General features: G+C 63.0%; 12 protein-coding genes and 1 pseudogene. 6 read left to right on the top strand and 7 right to left on the bottom strand.

Annotation, left to right across the window (positions count from 1 at the left end; all coding sequences use genetic code 11):
• Positions 1-33: 33 nt before the first annotated feature.
• From HBN54_RS09015 to HBN54_RS09000, 4 genes are all read right to left on the bottom strand, one after another.
• Positions 34-1,731, bottom strand: a complete 1,698-nt coding sequence (locus HBN54_RS09015) for a S8 family serine peptidase (protein ID WP_168672867.1) — start codon at positions 1,729-1,731, stop codon at positions 34-36.
• A gap of 45 nt (positions 1,732-1,776) precedes the next feature.
• Positions 1,777-2,586, bottom strand: coding sequence for a hypothetical protein (locus tag HBN54_RS09010; RefSeq protein ID WP_168672866.1), 810 nt, complete (start codon positions 2,584-2,586; stop codon positions 1,777-1,779).
• Between the two features lie 126 nt (positions 2,587-2,712).
• Complete coding sequence (gene mnmA / locus HBN54_RS09005) at positions 2,713-3,873, bottom strand: tRNA 2-thiouridine(34) synthase MnmA (RefSeq protein WP_168672865.1); 1,161 nt, start codon at positions 3,871-3,873, stop codon at positions 2,713-2,715.
• Positions 3,874-4,013: 140 nt separating this feature from the next.
• Complete coding sequence (locus HBN54_RS09000; RefSeq protein WP_235955453.1) at positions 4,014-5,435, bottom strand: sugar transferase; 1,422 nt, start codon at positions 5,433-5,435, stop codon at positions 4,014-4,016.
• A gap of 159 nt (positions 5,436-5,594) precedes the next feature.
• Here HBN54_RS09000 and HBN54_RS08995 point away from each other — a divergent pair, with 159 nt between their 5' ends.
• The 6 genes and pseudogenes from HBN54_RS08995 to HBN54_RS08970 all read left to right on the top strand — a co-directional run bounded on the left by HBN54_RS08995 (position 5,595) and on the right by HBN54_RS08970 (position 12,591).
• The gene (locus tag HBN54_RS08995) at positions 5,595-6,257 is read left to right on the top strand and encodes a protein-L-isoaspartate(D-aspartate) O-methyltransferase (protein WP_168673014.1); all 663 of its coding nucleotides are present in this window, start codon (positions 5,595-5,597) and stop codon (positions 6,255-6,257) included.
• 141 nt (positions 6,258-6,398) lie between these two features.
• Positions 6,399-8,615, top strand: a complete 2,217-nt coding sequence (locus HBN54_RS08990; RefSeq protein ID WP_168672864.1) for a M43 family zinc metalloprotease — start codon at positions 6,399-6,401, stop codon at positions 8,613-8,615.
• Positions 8,616-8,772: 157 nt separating this feature from the next.
• Positions 8,773-10,989: a M43 family zinc metalloprotease gene (locus tag HBN54_RS08985; protein ID WP_168672863.1), complete on the top strand. Its 2,217-nt coding sequence runs from the start codon at positions 8,773-8,775 to the stop codon at positions 10,987-10,989.
• A gap of 153 nt (positions 10,990-11,142) precedes the next feature.
• On the top strand, positions 11,143-11,661 hold the full coding sequence (locus tag HBN54_RS08980; protein ID WP_168672862.1) for an acyl-CoA thioesterase: 519 nt from the start codon (positions 11,143-11,145) through the stop codon (positions 11,659-11,661).
• Positions 11,662-11,717: 56 nt separating this feature from the next.
• A complete protein-coding gene (locus tag HBN54_RS23820; protein ID WP_210427993.1) occupies positions 11,718-12,473 on the top strand; it encodes a hypothetical protein in 756 nt (251 codons plus the stop codon).
• 24 nt (positions 12,474-12,497) lie between these two features.
• Positions 12,498-12,591 (top strand): annotated as a pseudogene (locus HBN54_RS08970).
• A 57-nt stretch (positions 12,592-12,648) separates the two neighbouring features.
• Here HBN54_RS08970 and HBN54_RS08965 read toward each other — a convergent pair.
• The 3 genes from HBN54_RS08965 to HBN54_RS08955 form a co-directional block, all read right to left on the bottom strand.
• Positions 12,649-13,770: a TlpA disulfide reductase family protein gene (locus HBN54_RS08965; protein ID WP_168672861.1), complete on the bottom strand. Its 1,122-nt coding sequence runs from the start codon at positions 13,768-13,770 to the stop codon at positions 12,649-12,651.
• A gap of 214 nt (positions 13,771-13,984) precedes the next feature.
• The gene (gatB, locus tag HBN54_RS08960; RefSeq protein ID WP_168672860.1) at positions 13,985-15,439 is read right to left on the bottom strand and encodes an Asp-tRNA(Asn)/Glu-tRNA(Gln) amidotransferase subunit GatB; all 1,455 of its coding nucleotides are present in this window, start codon (positions 15,437-15,439) and stop codon (positions 13,985-13,987) included.
• 138 nt (positions 15,440-15,577) lie between these two features.
• Positions 15,578-16,429 (bottom strand): energy transducer TonB, encoded by an 852-nt coding sequence (locus HBN54_RS08955; RefSeq protein WP_168672859.1) that lies wholly within the window; start codon positions 16,427-16,429, stop codon positions 15,578-15,580.
• Positions 16,430-16,669: the final 240 nt, after the last annotated feature.

Raw genomic sequence — 16,669 nt, 5'->3', positions numbered from 1 at the left:
CGAGGCACCTTTTTTTAGTAGCTGAGAATCTGCCTATTGCTGCACAAATTTTACCGTGCGGCGGGTGCTGCCCGTGCTTACTTCGCAGATATAATTGCCTTTGGCCAGCGGCGCGAGGCGAAGCGAAGCTTCGTCGCCATCGGCGGCCGGCAGCTGCTGTTGCGCCACTACCGCGCCCCGGGCATCGAGCACGCGCACCTTCAGCGGCTGGCCGCGCAGCGCGGCCGGCAGCACCAACGTGAGCAGGCCGCTCCCAATGGGATTGGGGTACAGGCGGAGGGCATCGTTGGCACCGGCCGCCGCCGGACTGGTGGCCAGCGGAGCCGTGGGATGCAGGGCATTATAGGCTGTCACAAAATTCGGAATGCCGTAGCCCAGCGTGTTATCGGGGGCAATGGCCTGGGTGGCGGTGCTGCGCAGGGCCACAATCACCTGCTGGGCCGTGAGCGTGGGGTTGGCCTGCCAGAAGCCGGCCGCCATGCCCGCCAGCACGGGGCAGGCAAAGGAGGTGCCATTGCCCCGGTAAGCGCCGCCGTTGGGTGAGAGCACCGCCGTGGCCTGCCCCATGGCCGACAGCGTGGGCTTGATGCGGCCATCGGCCGTGGGGCCGTAGGAGCTGAAAACCGCGTGGTTACCCAGCGAATCCACGGCCCCAACGGACATAATAGAATCGGCATCAGCGGGGGCCGACACGTAGCGCCAGGCGTGGTTGCCCTCGTTGCCGGCGGCGCTCACCACCAGCATGCCCACGCGGGCAGCCATGGTAGCGGCCCGCGAGCTAATGGCGTTGCGGCCGGTCAGGTCGGCGTAGGTGTAAGACACGGATGGCGCATCGAAATCCGTGTAGCCCAGCGAGGAGCTGATGACGTCCACGCCCACCGAGTCGGCGTATTCGGCGGCAGCCAGCCAGTTAGCTTCTTCGATGGGGTGCTCGGAATACACATCCTCCGTGATGCACAGGTGGAACGTGGCCTTGGGCGCGGTGCCGATGAAGAAGCCCGGCTTATTGGCCGCCATCGTCGATAAGCAGTTGGTACCGTGGTCGCTGCGGCCGTACACGCTGGTGCCGCCATCCACAAAGTTGCGGGTACTGGCCAGGCGCTGCTCCTGGAACAGGGGGCGCAGGGCCGAAATAGTATCGGTGCCGGGAAAGCCGGCGTCGAACACGGCGATTTGCATGCCATCGCCCCGGAAACCGGCATCGTGCATGGCTAGCGCGCCAATCTGCTGGTTCTGGCGGTAGGCCGGGCCATACTGGGCGCGGGTGGCCAGGGTGCCCCGGGCAGCCGGTTCGGGCAGCTGCGTGGGCGTGGTGAACGGGGCCGGGGCCCGGTAGCTGCGGTTGAGGGTGCTGGCGCGGCTCACTTTGGGCAGGGCCATTATGCGGGTCAGGGTGAGGGAATCGCAGGAAACCACGGCCGCGTTAAACCAGCGGGACGTGTACAGCACCTGCGGCCCACCAGTCACGGCCCGAATCTGGGCCACGTAGGCGGGATTCACGGGCAGGTCGCGGGGCAGCACGGCGATGCCCTGCCGGGTACGCCGCGTCAGCGACCGGGCCGACAGAAACGCCTGCGGCTGTGCCACCGAAAACGGCGTGCCCGCCTTATCCCGAAAATACACCAGATGGCGGCGTACGGTGCCCTGCGCCGCCGCCGGAGCGGCGGCCAGGGCATTCAGCGCGCCGGCCACCAGGGCCAGGCTTACCCATTTGAACGAAAGTGGCACCATAGGTTGCGGGGAACAGCGAGGGGAATAAAATCAGCCGCGGGTGGCTTAATTCACTTTGTATTCAATCAGGGTTTCGCGGCGCGAATAGCCGAAAGTATACGACTTAGGCACGAAGACGACATTGCCCCCGGAACCGACATAGTAGAAATTCGAAAAGCGTCTTTTCCGTCGAAATACCGGCCCCACGCCTTTCGCGAACACCTGCTGGTAGGTGTTCACGTAGTAAGCATCGTCGGCCTGGGCCAGGCCCTCGTTGGTGGTAGTGGCCGTGGCCGGGTAGGTTTGCGAGGCGCCGTTGGCGGCGGTGCTGAACGGCTCCCCCACGCGGCGGTAGCGGCGGGTTTCGGCCGTCACCGTGTCGGCGGAGTTGTTGTTGTAGGCGTTGAAATTCCAGAGGCGGCCTTCGCGCACCGGAAATATCAACTCCAGCGTGCGCCGGTTGTCGCGGTTGAGGATAACCGACTGCGCCGACGGGCTCAGGGTGAACACGCTGTCGTCGACCCACACAGCCGTAGAGGTCAGGCGCTTGGAGCGCACCAGCCGGTAGGATGTTTTGCCGGCCGCATCGGCGAATGCGCTGGCAATGGTTTCCTTGAATTGGAAAGCACTAACCGTAGGCACGCTGGGCGTAACCTGGCTGCCCTGGCCATTAGCCCGGCTCCAGGTGGTGTCCGATACGGCGTAAATCCAGTAGTTGCCCACGGCCACCGGGTAGTAGCCCAGGCCCGCATCGGGCAGGGCCTCCACCGCGTTTTTGCAGCCGGCGAAACCCATTGCCAGGGCACCCGCGGCCAGAGCCAAGCCGGCCCGGCGGGTAGCCACCGGCAAATTCCAGGAAGAAAATAGTCGTTGCATGAGCAGTGCGCAGCGGGTAATTGAAAGGAAATAAGTATGTAGTCCGTAATAAGTAGCCAGTAATCAGATTACAGCTATCTGAAAATCAGTCGATTGATTTCCGTCTGACTACCGATTACTGACTACTTAGAGGCCAGCGGTGGCCGTGGCGGCAAAAGGTAAGGGGAATTCGCCGATGACGTGGCGCTCAATCCAGCCGCCGCCCAGCACGTCGTGGCCGTCGTAGAACACGGCGGCCTGCCCGGGCGTAATGGCGTGCACGGGCTCCTCGAAATACACGCGGATTTTGCCATCCACCTCCTCCAGAAAAGCCGCCGCGCCGTCGTGGTTGTAGCGCACTTTCACCACGGCCGGCACCAGGCCGCGCCCCACTAGGGTGGCTTCTTTGCCCATGTTGAGCTTGCCCACCACGGTGGCCGTGCTGGCCAGTTCTTCATAGTTGCCCAGCACCACTTCGTTGGTATCGGGACGGATTTCGAGCACGAACGCGGGGTAGCCCAGGGCCACGCCCAGCCCCTTGCGCTGCCCGATGGTGTAGAACGGATAACCTTCGTGCTTGCCGATAACGCGGCCGTTTTTGGTCACGAAATTGCCACCGGCCACGCGCGCCTCCAGGCCTGGTACGCGCCGACGCAAGAAGCCCCGGTAGTCGTTATCCGGAATAAAGCAGATTTCGTAGCTCTCGGGCTTGTTCACCAGTTCGGTGAAACCGCGCCGGCGGGCTTCGTCATAGATTTCGGTTTTGCGCATGCCGCCCAGCGGGAACAGCGTGCGGCTCAAGCTCGCCTGGCTCACGCCCCACAGGGCATAGCTTTGGTCCTTGTTTTCATCGAGGCCTTTGCTCACCACGAAGCGGCCGGTTTCGGCATCCTTGCGGATATTAGCGTAGTGGCCCGTGGCAATGAACTCGCAGCCGAGTTGGTCGGCGCGGCGCAGCAGGGCATCCCACTTAATGTGGGTGTTGCAGAGCACGCAGGGGTTGGGCGTGCGGCCGGCGAGGTATTCTTCGGTGAAGTTATCAATCACGAAATCGCCGAACTCGTCGCGGATATCGATGATGTAATGCGGGAAGCCGAGCTGCACGGCAATGTCGCGGGCATCGTTGATGCTGTCGAGCGAGCAGCAGCCGGTTTCCTTTTTGGAGCCGCCGGCGCTGGCGTAGTCCCAGGTTTTCATGGTCATCCCGACTACTTCGTAGCCTTGCTCATGCAGGAGCACGGCGGCCACGCTGCTATCAATTCCGCCGCTCATCGCGACGAGGACTCTTCCTTTTACTTCGGTATTCATAGTGGTTTGCAATTCACCCGGAGCTTGAAAGGTTCCGGCCGGCAACTACAAAGGTACTCTCGGGAGTTTTGAGTGTTGAGGGTTGAATGTTGAGTTTGGTTCTACTAACTCAACATTCAACCCTTAACACTCAAAACCCCCTATTTCCCCCGCCCTTCCACAATAATCTTGAGCGTGTAGAGTAGCACCCGAAAATCCATGGCCAGGCTCATGTTCTCGATGTAGAGAATGTCGAATTTGAGCCGTTCCACCATCTGGGCCACGGTTTCGGCGTAGCCGTATTTCACCTGGCCCAGCGAGGTGAGGCCCGGGCGCACGCGGTGCAGGTGCCGGTAGTGGGGCGCTATTTTCACAATCTGGTCGATGAAAAACTGGCGCTCCGGGCGCGGGCCCACAATGCTCATGTCGCCCTTGAGCACGTTCCAGAACTGGGGCAGCTCATCGAGGCGCACCTTGCGCATGAAGCGGCCCCACTTGGTGATGCGCGGGTCGTGGTCGGAGCTCAGGGCCGGGCCCATCTTCTCGGCATCGGTGAACATCGACCGGAACTTGATGATGCGGAACGGGTGGCCGTCGCGCCCGATGCGCTCCTGCCGGTAAAACACCGGCCCGGGCGACGACAGCTTCACCATGACGGCCGTGAAGGCGTAGACCCAGCAGGCCAGCAGCATAAACAGCGCCGAGCCCACCACATCAATCAACCGCTTGAGCACCACCTGCCACACGGGCAGCAGGTCCTGCTTGATTTCAATGAGCGGCGTGCCGAATAAGTGGTTGACTTTCACCGAGCCCAGCAGCATCTGGTACAGGTCGGGCAGGATGCTCACGCGGGCCGGCGTGCCCTCCAGCAGGGCCAGAATATCCTGAATGAGCAGGTGCTCGCTGGGCTCGATGGCAATGACAATCTGCTCGATTTTGAGGGCGCGCACCAAGGCCGGCAGGCGCTGGTAGGAGCCCCGCGCGGGCAGCTCGGCGGCCAGGGTCTCATCAATAGTATCGCCCACCGGCGCAAAGCCCACCAGGCGCAGGCCCAGGTGCCGGCTAGTGCGCGAAAGCTCATGAAATGTGTTCAAAGCCAGGGCATTGGAGCCTACCAGCAGCGTGGGGAAGAAAATCCGCTGCTTGCGAATCTGGCGCTGCACGCTGCTCACGGCCACGGTGCGCAAAATGGCCGTGATGAAGAAATGCAGCAGGTAGTAGGCCGTAAATGTCTTGTAATAAGCCCGGTAGTTCACCACGCCCTGGTCGTCGAGCAGCAGGGTGAAGAAGATAACCACCGCGCCCAGCATGGCCACGCGGGCCAGCCGCAGGATTTCGCCGAGGCGCGATTTGCGGTAAATGTCGCGGTACTCGCCCACCAGCGTGTAGAGCACCGTCCAGAAAATGGCGATGAATATGGCCGACCCGGTGAGGTCGAACAGCACGCCTTCGGTGAAGTGATAGCCGGTCAGCTCGTTGAGCAAATACTTGCGCACGAGGTAAAAACACATCCAGGCAAACAGCGCCGCGCCAAAATCGGCGGCCACCAGCTTGATATATTGAAAGCGACGAATTAACTGCAAAACGGTGGGCGGGGTAGTATTTTCGCGGCCTGTGGAGACGTACCGCTCCCGGCAAAGGTAGGGAAAGCCGGTAGTTGTCCGGCGGCTTCTTTTTGGGCCGGCAAATGTGCCTCCGGGCCCCTGCGTCCGGCTTTTATTCATTTATTTCAGTCTTTTATCATCTCACCGCTTCAGGATTCATATCGGCACCAGGGACAGCGGCGGGCACTGGCCCGCGAGCTGCGGCTGCGCGGCATTCACGACGAACGGGTGCTGCAGGCCCTGGCAACCGTGCCGCGTCACCTCTTTTTTGCGCCCGCCTTCGAGGCCCACGCCTACCAGGACAAGGCGTTTCCCATTGGCGAGGGCCAGACGATTTCGCAGCCCTACACCGTAGCCTACCAAACCCAGCTGCTCGACCTGCAGCCCACCGACCGGGTGCTGGAGGTGGGCACCGGCTCGGGCTACCAGTGCGCCGTGCTGCTCCAGCTCACGCCGCACGTCGACAGCATTGAGTTTAACGAAGTGCTGTTTGCCCGCACGCGGCAGCTGCTGGCCACGCTGGGGGCCGGCGGGGCCGGGCTGCATTGCGGCGACGGCTCGGTGGGCCTGCCCGACCGCGCCCCGTTCGATGCCATCCTCGTCACGGCCGGCGCACCGGGGCTGCCGCCGGCCCTGCTGCGCCAGCTGCGCGTGGGTGGCCGCCTCGTGATACCCGTGGGCGACAGCCAGACCCAGCGCATGGTGCGCGTGACCCGCGAAGGGGCCGAGGCCTTTGTGCGCGAAGAATTTGAAGAGTTCCGGTTCGTGCCGCTGCTCGGGGCCGGGGGCTGGCGCTCGTAGGAGCTTGCTTCGTACTTTTCCCAGTTTCCCGGGTGTAATTTGCCTGCGATTATTCCCCGGCGCTCTTGCTCCCCCAGCGGCAAGGTCGCCGGGGGTATTTTTTTCTCACCCCCTCTTTCCCGCTTCTCCAATTTTCTGCTTATGATAAAAATGTTACGCTCTTTTAGAAGTGGACTGCTGGCTGTGGCCTTTGCCCTCGGCGGTGGCTTCGTGGCCCTGGCCCAAACGCCCGAAGGCGTGGTGCGCAAATACCCCGAGCACCAAACCGGCTACCGCTGCGCGTTCGACAGCGCCCAGCAGGCGGCGTTTGCGCGGCAGCCGGGCGCGGCCGCCGCCTACCGCGCCTTTCTGCAGGACGTGGCCCGCATGCCCGCCGCCACCCAGGCGCGCCTGCTGGCCGCCCCCGACGTGACGGTACCCGTGGTGATTCACATCATCCACACCGGCGGCAGCAACAACATTTCTGACGCGCAGGTGAATGATGCGCTGCGGGTTATTAACGAAGACTACAGCAAAACCAACCGCGATACGGCCGATGTGATTCCGGCCTTTCAGGCGCTGTATGCCAACATTGGCTTTCGGATGAAACTGGCCCGCCGCGACCCCAGCGGCAACTGCACCACGGGCATTACCCGCACGTATTCGACGGATACCAACATTGGCGACGACCGTGTGAAAAGCCTGATTACCTGGCCGCAGGATAAGTACCTCAACATCTGGGTGTGCACCAGCGCCAACGGCGCCGGCGGCTACGCCTACCTGCCGTGCTCCGGCGGCGCGGCCGATGGCATTGTGATTCGGAACGCGCAGTTTGGCAGCATTGGCACTTCGGGCGGCAGCAACCTGTCGGTGCGCTCCCTTACCCACGAAATTGGCCATTACTTTGGCCTGCCCCACACCTGGGGCGGCAGCAACACGCCGGGCCTGGCCAGCAATTGCAGCCTCGACGACGGCATTGCCGACACGCCCAATACCACGGGCTCGCAAACCAGCTGCTCGGCGGCCTATGGCACGGGCACGGTGCTCACCAGCTTCAACCCCTGCGGCCCGCTGGCCAACGTGCAGAACTACATGGACTATTCCTCGTGCTCGCGCATGTTCACGCTGGGCCAGCGCGCCGTGATGCGCGCCTCGCTGCAGCTGAGCTGCCGGCAGGCACTCACCAGCGCCGCCAACCTGCTGGCCACCGGCACCAACGATGGCTACGCGGCCCCCAACTGCGCCCCGATAGCGGCGTTCCAGGCCTCGGCCACCACCGTCTGCGATGGCTCGACAGTGACTTTTACCGATTATTCCTACAACGCCAGCCTGACGGCGGCTACCTACGCGTGGCAGTTTCCGGGCGGCGTGCCCGCCACTTCTACCCTGCGCAACCCAGTGGTGACGTACCCCACGGGCGGCCTGTATAACGCCACGCTGGCCGTAACGGCCGGCGGTGCCACGGGCACGGCTACGCGCACGGGCCTGGTGCAGGTGGTGGGGCCTGGCTCTGCCCTGGTGGGCGCGGTAGCAGAGTCGTTTGAAGCCGCCGGCTTTCCGGCCAACTTCACGGCTCCCGACCTGCGCAACTGGACTAATTCCTCGAACACTGCCTCGACGGCGGCGCGGTGGATTCGGCGGGCCGGCTCGCCTGGCGGCTTGGCCGTGAGCGACGGCGCGGCCTGCGTGCTGGTGGCCAGCTCGGTACTGACGGCCGGCACCCAGACCATGCTCACCTCGCCCAACATTAACCTGAGCGGCCTCACGGTGGCCGACCAGCCGGCCGTGACCTTCGACCGGGCCTACGCCCTGCGGGCGGGCCAGGCCAATGAGTCGCTGGCCGTGCAGTTCAGCAACGACTGCGGCCAGACCTGGGCCACGCAGCGCAGCTTCTTCTCGCTCGTGCTCAATACCCGCGACACGCTGCGCACCTACGGCTACACTCCGCTGGCCGCTTCGGAGTGGAAAAGCCTGCGGGTAGATATCCCGGCCGGCTACCTGACCGGCCACTTCCAGGTGCGCCTCACCTTGCAGAGCAACGGCGGCAACTACTTCTACCTCGACCACATGGCCGTGGGGGCGGCGCCGCTCCTGGCCACGCGCCTGGGGGCCGGCAGCCTGCCGGCACGGGTGTACCCCAACCCGCTCACCGCTGAGTCGGTGGTGGAGTTTACCCTGGCCGTTCCCGGCCCGGTCGAACTGCGGCTGACCGACTTGCTGGGTCGGCCGGTGGGCGCGGCTACGCGGGCTACCGGCCGACCCAGTCTGCAAACGCTGCCGCTACTGCCAGCTGGCACGGCCCGCCCGGCGCCCGGCATCTATCTGGTTGAACTACGCACCACCAACGGGCGTTCGACCAGCAAAATCGTAATCCCCTGATTAATAACTCACCCGTTCTGCCACTGGAACGTGTTGGATTCAGGGTTTTTCGGTAAATTTGGAAGGCCTCTCTCCAAGGCAATTTTTATTGTGGCCCCAGCCGCATGTTTTCTTCCCTCTTTTCTAATAAACCCAATTTTTCTCCTAAAATTTTCTCATGTTGAAAAAACTATTACCCACGGCGCTGACCCTGGCTTTGGCCCTGACGGGCCTGCGTGCCAGCGCCCAAAACACAACCACCGAGCGCAGCCCCAACTGGTGCGGGGCCGTGGCCGAGCAGGAGCGCTACTTCGCCGAGCACCCCGGTGCCCGCGAAGCCCAGCGCGCCATGTACAAGCAGTTGGAAGCGCTGGCCGCCACGCAGCAAAACCGAGTGTCGTACGTAACCGATGTGACCATTCCCGTGGTCGTGCACATCATTCATGCCGGCGGCCCTGAGAACATCAGCGACCGGCAGATTAACAGCGCCATCGACCAGCTCAATACCGACTACCAGAAGCTGAACCCGGATACGGCCAACACGGTACCGGTATTCCGGGCGCGCGCGGCCTCCATCGGCTTCCAGTTCCGGCTGGCCAAGAAGGACCCCAACGGCAACTGCACCACGGGCATCACGCGGCACTACGCCCCCAGCCTGATTAACGACGACCAGAGTGGCTCGGTGCAGTCCCTGGTTATCTGGGACCGTCAGCGCTACCTCAACATCTGGATTGTGAGCAGCATCGGTACGCCCACGTCGGGCGGCATTGTGCTGGGCTACTCCAACCTGCCGCAGAACTCCACGGCCCAGCGCGACGGCTTTGTAGCCCGTGGCGACTGGTTCGGCAACCAGGGCACCAGCTCGCCCGGCCGCGCCCAAAGCCGTACCGCCACCCACGAAATCGGCCATTACTTCGGCCTGAGCCACCCCTGGGGCCAGACCAACAACCCCGGCACCGGCAACTGCAGCGGCGACGACGGCGTGGCCGACACCCCCACCACCGACGGCACCTTCAACTGCGACCTGACGTACTCGCCCTGCACCGACCCGGCTACCGGCCAGCGCATTCTGGCCAACGTGCAGAACATCATGGACTACGCCTCGTGCCCCACCATGTTCACGCAGGGCCAGAAGACCCTGATGCGCAACGTACTGGCCACGCGCCCCGAGCGCACCGGCCTCACCACCCAGGCCAACCTGGTGGCCACCGGCACCAACGACGGCTACATCGCCCCCGCCAGCTGCGCCCCGGTGGCGGCCTTTGCGCCCGCCGCCGGCGTGAGCACCAGCGTGTGCATCAACACGCCGGTCACACTGACCGACTACTCCTACAACTTCTCGTCGGGCGGCGGCGCACTCACCTACGCCTGGTCGTTCCCCGGCGGCACGCCGGCTACGGCAACCGGAGCTTCGGTTTCGGTATCGTACGCGGCGGCCGGCTTCTACCCCGTAACGGAAACGGTGAGCAACACCTCGGGTAGCAGCACCAGCACCGTCACCAACTACATTCGGGTAGAAGGCCCGACGGGCGGCGAAGTGGCTCCCTACGCGGAGTCGTTTGAAGACACCAACTTCCCCAATCTGTTTGCCGACCCCACGCTGCGCAACTACACCACTTCGGGCTTCACCAGCGCCGGGGTTGCGGCGCCAAACTACCGCTGGGTACGGCAGGCCAACGTGCCCGCCGCCACCGGTACCGGCTACCTCATTGTGCAGGACCGGGTGATTCCGGCAGGTGCCACCTCCCAGCTCATCACGCCCAACATCAACCTGGCCTCGGTACCCCGCCCGGCTTCGCTGAGCTTCTCGCGGGCCTTTGCCCTGCGCACGATTGCCAGCAACGAGCAGCTGCGCATTTCGTTCAGCAGCGACTGCGGCGTAACCTGGTCGACGCCCACCGTGCTCGACGTCACGGCGCTCACCACCCAGGGCCTCACCCCCATCGACGGTTACGTGCCCACCAGCAGCGCCAGCTGGCAGACCACCACGGTGGCCATTCCGGCCCAGTTCCAAGGCAGCGGCTTGTTCAAAGTGCGCTTCCAGATGGTGAACGGCACCACCGCCGGCAACAACTTCTACTTCGATAACCTGCGCATTGCCGGCCCGCTGGCTGCCAAAGCCGATGCGTTGGCCAGCCGCGGCATCAGCGTGTACCCCAACCCGATGACCAACGAAACGGCCGTGCACCTCAACCTCACGGCCGCCACGCAGGTGCAGGTGCGCCTCACCGACGTGCTGGGTCGCAACGTGGTATCGCTGCCCGCCAAAATGTATAGCGCCGGCCAGCAGAGCGTATCGCTGCAAAGCGCCGGCCAGGCCCTCAAGGCGGGTGTGTACGTGGTGCACATCTCGCTCGATGGCGAAACCTTCACCAGCAAGCTCAACGTGGAATAGTCCCGCGCCCGGCAGCTTCTTGCTGATTCAAAAGACCCCGTCCGAAATCGGATGGGGTCTTTTTTTGGGCCTACCCGCAGGCCTTCGCGGCCTGAGGGCCGTACCTTTGCGCCACTATTTTCAGCCTCCCGCAGGCCGTTTTACTTTTTCTCCATGCGCAAGCAAAAACCCGTTTCCGACTCGTTCGTCATCATGACTGAGCTGGTACTGCCCAACGATACCAATACCCTCAACAACCTCATGGGGGGGCGCATGATGCACCTCATGGACATTGCCGCCGCCATCGCGGCTCAGAAGCACTCCAATCGCATCGTGGTCACGGCTTCGGTCGATAACGTGTCGTTCCGCGACAGCATCCGGCTGGGCAACGTGGTCACGCTCCAGGCCCAAGTGACGCGCGCGTTCAGCTCCAGCATGGAAGTGCACATCGATGTGTGGGCCGAGGACATCCCCAACGGCACCAAGCTCAAAACGAACGAGGCCTTTTTCACCTTCGTGGCCGTGGACCAGAGCGGCCGGCCCATCGACGTGCCCGATGCCGTGCCCGAAACCGAGGAGGAAATCCGGCTTTTCGACGGCGCCCTGCGCCGTCGGCAATTACGCCTGGTGCTGGCCGGCCGCATGCAGCCCGCCGAAGCCCAGGAACTGAAGGCCTTGTTCGATTTGAAATAACCGGTATACTTGCCCCGGTAAATAAGTCCGATTCCTCCCACCTCAACCGCCGCGCCATGTCTGCCGAAAAGCTGGCCTTTCTGCAAAACTTCTACACCGATGTGACGCTCTACGTGCCCGCCGAGCCAGCAACCGAAGCGTCCGTTGCCGCCGCGCCGGTTGCGCCGGCGGTTGCCGCCCCGCCCGCGCCCGCCCCACCACCGGCCCCAAAACCCGAGCCGCCCGCGCCAACCCGCACCTCCAGCATGCCGCCCATGGCCTACAGCAAGCCTTCGGCCGGCCTGGAGCGGCTCACGTCCAGCGCCCTGCACCCGGTAGCGGCGGCGGGGCCGCCCGCGCCGGAAATACCGCGCCCGGCCCCGGCTGCTTCGGCTGAAATGGCCCCGGCAGCCCCGGCTGTGCCGCCGGTCATGCGCACGCCGTTCACGGTGATGGGCGATAATGCGCAGGGCGTCATCCTGTTGTTCCGCCTGCCGTCAGACCAGTTTCTCAAAATGCACCGCAACGTGTTTCTCAATAAGATGCTTCAGGCCCTGAGCCTGGTGATGGCCGACGTGCTGCTGGTGAACGTGGAGTCGGACCTGCCCGTGGCGCTGGTGAACCTGCGCCGGGAGCTGGCCGCCACGCGCATCGTGGCCTTCGGCAAAAACCTGCTCGATACCACCATCCGCAACACCCAGATTTACGAGCCGGTGCAGTTTCCCAGCCTCGGCCTTTCCTATCTCGCATCGGCTACCGTCGATTTGGTGGAGTACGATGTCAGCCTGAAAAAGCGCCTCTGGCCCGGCTTGCAGCGCATGTTTCTGGGGTAAGCTTTACTTCGGCTTTAGCTAAAGACCAGGGTGGCAGAGTGGAGATTGCCGTCGTGCGTGAGCCCGCCGAAGGAAGCTTTTAGCGGTTCCTCCGTAGGTTCGAATCCTACCCCTGGTCCAACAAAAAATGCCCATCTGAATGCAGATGGGCATTTTTTATGTTTTTGCGAGTACGCTATTTCAGCACCTCTGCCAGCTTGGCCGACAGGGCTTCGCCGCGCAGGTTTTTGGCGATAATTTTCCCCTGCGGGTCAATCAAAAACGACTGCGGGATGGCCTTCACGCCGTAGGCCGCGCCGGCTACGCTTTGCCAGCCGGCCAGGTCCGAAACGTGGTGCCAGGTGAGGCCGTCGGCAGCAATGGCTTTCTCCCACTTGCCCTTTTCCTGGTCCAGCGACACGGAGTAAATGGTGAAGCCTTTGCCCTTGTCCTTGAACTGGTTGTAGGACCGTACCACGTTGGGGTTTTCCTGGCGGCAGGGTCCGCACCAGCTTGCCCAGAAATCAATGAGGACGTACTTACCGCGCAGACTGCTCAGGGCCAGCTTGGAGCCGTCGGGCTGGGGCAGGTTGATGTCGGGGGCCAAGGCACCCTGGGCGGTGGCGCGCATCGGCTCGAGGCGGGCCGTGAGCTCCTTGGTAAATGGCGAATTGGGATTAGCCTTGCGCTGAATGGTTGCCACAGAATCGGCAAACATGAATTCCTCTTCGGGATTGATGAAAGCGCCCACCGCAAAGCCGCCCACTACAGACGTTACGTTGCGCCGAATAAGGGCCTTAATCTTGGCCGTATTACTGCCCTGAATGGCGTAATACTCCTTCTCGATGGCCTTCATCTCCTCGGTTTTGCCGGCCTGCCCGGCCGCGCCGTAGCGCTTGCTGATGTCTTCAAGCTGGCCCTTGCTGCCTTCCATCACCTGCGTTAGCTGGCGCAGTACCTCGGCATCTTTGCTGCCCTTCACGCTGTAGGTGGTGGGCAGGCTTTTGGCGTCGCCGCTGAGCTCTACGTGGGTTTTATTATCGAGCAGCAACAGCACCTGGTTGGCATCGTCCAGCTTGAGCTGGTAGATGCCGGGGGTCGCGGTGGCACCCTTCAGGGTAAACTTACCGGCGGCATCGGTTTTAGCGGTGGCCTTCTCTACAAACTGGTTAGAATTGAGCTCCGAAAGGTGCAGCACAGTACCGGCCGGGGCGTTTTTCAGCTGGCCCGAAATCTCGTAGCCATCGGCGGCGGCGGCATTCTGGCAGGCGTTGGCCATGCCCAGCACGGTGGCAGCCAGGAAAACAGATTTTATCATTGGGTGAGACATGTGCGTGAACTTGTGAATCAAAATGGCCAACGCGAGGCCGTGGATGGTTTGTTCCGAATGGCTGAGTGCGGCTGCATCCAGCTGTCATCCTAAGCTTGCGAAGGACCTTCTCACGTCGAATTGTCTGCGTCGCAGTCAACAAATGTGACGTGAGAAGGTCCTTCGCAAGCTCAGGATGACAGACGGCTTAAGATGACATTCCTTACCCGTCCAGCCCGGCGCGCAGCAGCTGGTTGGCCAGCTTGGGGTCGGCCTTGCCGCCGGTGAGCTTCATGAGCTCGCCCATGAACATGCCGGTGAGCGACTTTTTGCCGGCGCGGTACTCGGCTACTTTGGCGGGATTAGCATCGAGCACCTGCTGCACGAGGCCGGCCAGCTCGCCGTTGTCGGCCTGCGTGAGCAGGCCCAGGCTTTCGGCCGCGCCGGTCGCGTTGGCCGTTGGATGGTCGAGCAAATGCGGAAACAGTTGCTTGCTGGCCACCGAATAGTTGATTTTTCCGGCGTCAATCAGCTCGATGATGCCGGCCAGTTGGGCGGCGTCGAGCGGGAAGTCGGCCATGGTGAGGGCGCGCTCGTTCAGGTAGGACTTCACGGGGCCCATCACCCAGTTGGCCGCTGCTTTGGCGTTGGGCGTGAGGCGCGAGAGGTCGTCGAAGAACAGGGCCACTTCCTTCTGGTCGATGAGCACCGAGGCATCGTAGTCGTTCAGGCCCAGCTCGCCCACGAAGCGCGAATAGAGCTGCTGCGGCAGGGCCGGCAACTCGGCGGCCACGCGGTGCAGCCACTCGTCGGATATCACCAGCGGCGGCAGGTCGGGCTCGGGAAAATAGCGGTAGTCGTTGAGGGTTTCCTTGCTGCGCTGGCCGTTGGTGGTGCCGCTGGGGGCGTCGAAGCCCCGGGTTTCGCTGTCCACTTCGCCACCGGCTTCGATGATGGCAATCTGCCGCTCGATTTCGTAGGCAATGGCGCGCTGCACGTTGCGGAAGGAGTTCATGTTCTTCACCTCCACCTTCATACCGAACTGCGCGGCCCCGTGTAGCATCACCGAGATGTTGGCATCGCAGCGCAGCGAGCCTTCCTCCATGTTGCCGTCGCAGATGCCGAGGTACTCCACCAGCTTCTTGATTTCGGTGAGGTAGGCGTAGGCCTCGTCGCCGGTCCGGATGTCGGGCTCGCTCACAATTTCGATGAGCGGTACGCCGGCGCGGTTCAGGTCAACAAGGGTTTCGGTTTCGCCGGCCAGGTGCATCGACTTGCCCGCGTCTTCCTCCATGTGAATGCGGGTAATGCCGATGCGCTTCACCTCTTCGCCCACCCGCACGTCGAGGTGGCCGTCGTAGCAAATCGGGGTTTTGTCCTGCGTAATCTGGTAGCCTTTGGGCAGGTCGGGATAGAAGTAGTTTTTGCGGGCAAACAGGTTGTCGCGCCGAATCTGGCAATTGGTGGCCAGGCCCATTTTCATGGCAAATTCCACGGCCGTGCGGTTCACCCGGGGCAGGGTGCCGGGGTGGCCGAGGGTAATCACCGACAGGTTGGTGTTGGGGGCAACGCCGTACTCATTCTCATCGGAAGAGTACATCTTGCTGTGCGTGAGCAGCTGGGCGTGAACTTCCAGGCCGATAACGGGCTGGTATTTGGCAAGGGTGGCTTCGTCCATATTCTGAAAAAACGCGGGGTCTTACTGGGTATTCAGCCTTAAAGGTAACGGGTAGGCGGAAGCCGGCACGCATGGCGGGGTGGCCCGGGCCCAATTTTTCGACCTCACTGCGGCCGGCAGGCCGGGCTGGCAGTACGCTTAGTAGCGTCGGGGCATCCGGCTGCCGCCGTAATACGGCTGGCGGGTGGGGGCTTCGAGGGTGTAAAAAAGCGGCACGGTGAGGTAGCTGGTCATCACCTGCCCATCGCGCCGGCCGGGCACAAACTGGCGCTGGAGGCTGGCCACCGCCCGCAGCACGGCACTATTGAGAAACCCGGCCGTGGACTGCACCACGCGGGCGTGGGCAATGCGGCCATCGGGGGCTACGGCCAGCTCTACGTCTACTTCGCGCCGCCAGCCATACTGTACCATGTCCGGCAGGTGGCCCACGGCGCGGCGCGCGGCGGCCAGCTCCTGGCGGTTGAGGCGCACCGCCTTGGTGAGCTCCTTCAGCAGGCGCTCTTCGCCGCCGGGGTACAGGGGCAATTGCTCGTAGGCGAAGTAAGGCACGGGGTAGCCGTTGGCATCGTAGCAGGTGCCCACGCCGCAGCGGCCGTCCTGGCAATGCTCGCGGCGCTTGAGGGTGCCATCGGGGTAATACGTGAGCAGGTCGCCGTGGCGCACGCCGCGCACATAGTCTTCCTTGGTACACATCTGGCCACTCTCGTACCAAGTGGTGACGCAGCCGTAGCGCACGCCCCTTGCCACGTTGGCATACGGAATGTATTGCTTCAGATTGCCCGAAGGATAATACACCCGCGTGGTGCCGCTGAGGCTGTCACGGAACGTCGTTTCGGCGCACATGGCCGTGGTATCGGAGGAATTGGCGGGCTGGTAGTCAGGCGTGAAAAAGCTACTGATGGGGCTGGGCGTAGCGGCCCGGGGCGCTTGCGCCCGGCCGGCCAGCGGCCCCGCCAGCAAAAGGCTCAGATAGAGTAACCGTGTTTTCACCGGACAAGAAAAGAAGGAGCTGAGAACCCGGGAAACACTACTTGTCCTTGCCCAAAACCGTTGCACCGGTCAGACCGGTTGTCGTTGTTGCGAAATCGTGCTCACTTCAACCGGTCAGACCGCCTAGGGCGGTCAGACCGGCGCACCAGCTCGCCATTAAACAGTAGACAAATAGATTTGGGTAAGGACGAAAAAGCAGTGCCGGACACTCAACTCTCCGAAATTACATACTGGCCGTCA

It is taken from the genome of Hymenobacter artigasi (genome assembly GCF_012275535.1).
In the GTDB taxonomy this organism is placed as follows: Bacteria; Bacteroidota; Bacteroidia; order Cytophagales; family Hymenobacteraceae; genus Hymenobacter; species Hymenobacter artigasi.
The sequence above is the reverse complement of the archived record's forward strand: the minus strand, read 5'-3'. Positions and strand labels throughout refer to the sequence as shown.

Coding starts and splice junctions, on each gene's coding strand:
- HBN54_RS09010 (WP_168672866.1), bottom strand. CDS start 2,586: ATGCAACGACTATTTTCTTCCTGGAATTTGCCGGTGGCTACCCGCCGG.
- HBN54_RS08990 (WP_168672864.1), top strand. CDS start 6,399: ATGATAAAAATGTTACGCTCTTTTAGAAGTGGACTGCTGGCTGTGGCC.
- gatB (WP_168672860.1), bottom strand. CDS start 15,439: ATGGACGAAGCCACCCTTGCCAAATACCAGCCCGTTATCGGCCTGGAA.
- HBN54_RS08965 (WP_168672861.1), bottom strand. CDS start 13,770: ATGATAAAATCTGTTTTCCTGGCTGCCACCGTGCTGGGCATGGCCAAC.
- HBN54_RS09015 (WP_168672867.1), bottom strand. CDS start 1,731: ATGGTGCCACTTTCGTTCAAATGGGTAAGCCTGGCCCTGGTGGCCGGC.
- HBN54_RS08980 (WP_168672862.1), top strand. CDS start 11,143: ATGCGCAAGCAAAAACCCGTTTCCGACTCGTTCGTCATCATGACTGAG.
- HBN54_RS08985 (WP_168672863.1), top strand. CDS start 8,773: ATGTTGAAAAAACTATTACCCACGGCGCTGACCCTGGCTTTGGCCCTG.
- HBN54_RS23820 (WP_210427993.1), top strand. CDS start 11,718: ATGTCTGCCGAAAAGCTGGCCTTTCTGCAAAACTTCTACACCGATGTG.
- mnmA (WP_168672865.1), bottom strand. CDS start 3,873: ATGAATACCGAAGTAAAAGGAAGAGTCCTCGTCGCGATGAGCGGCGGA.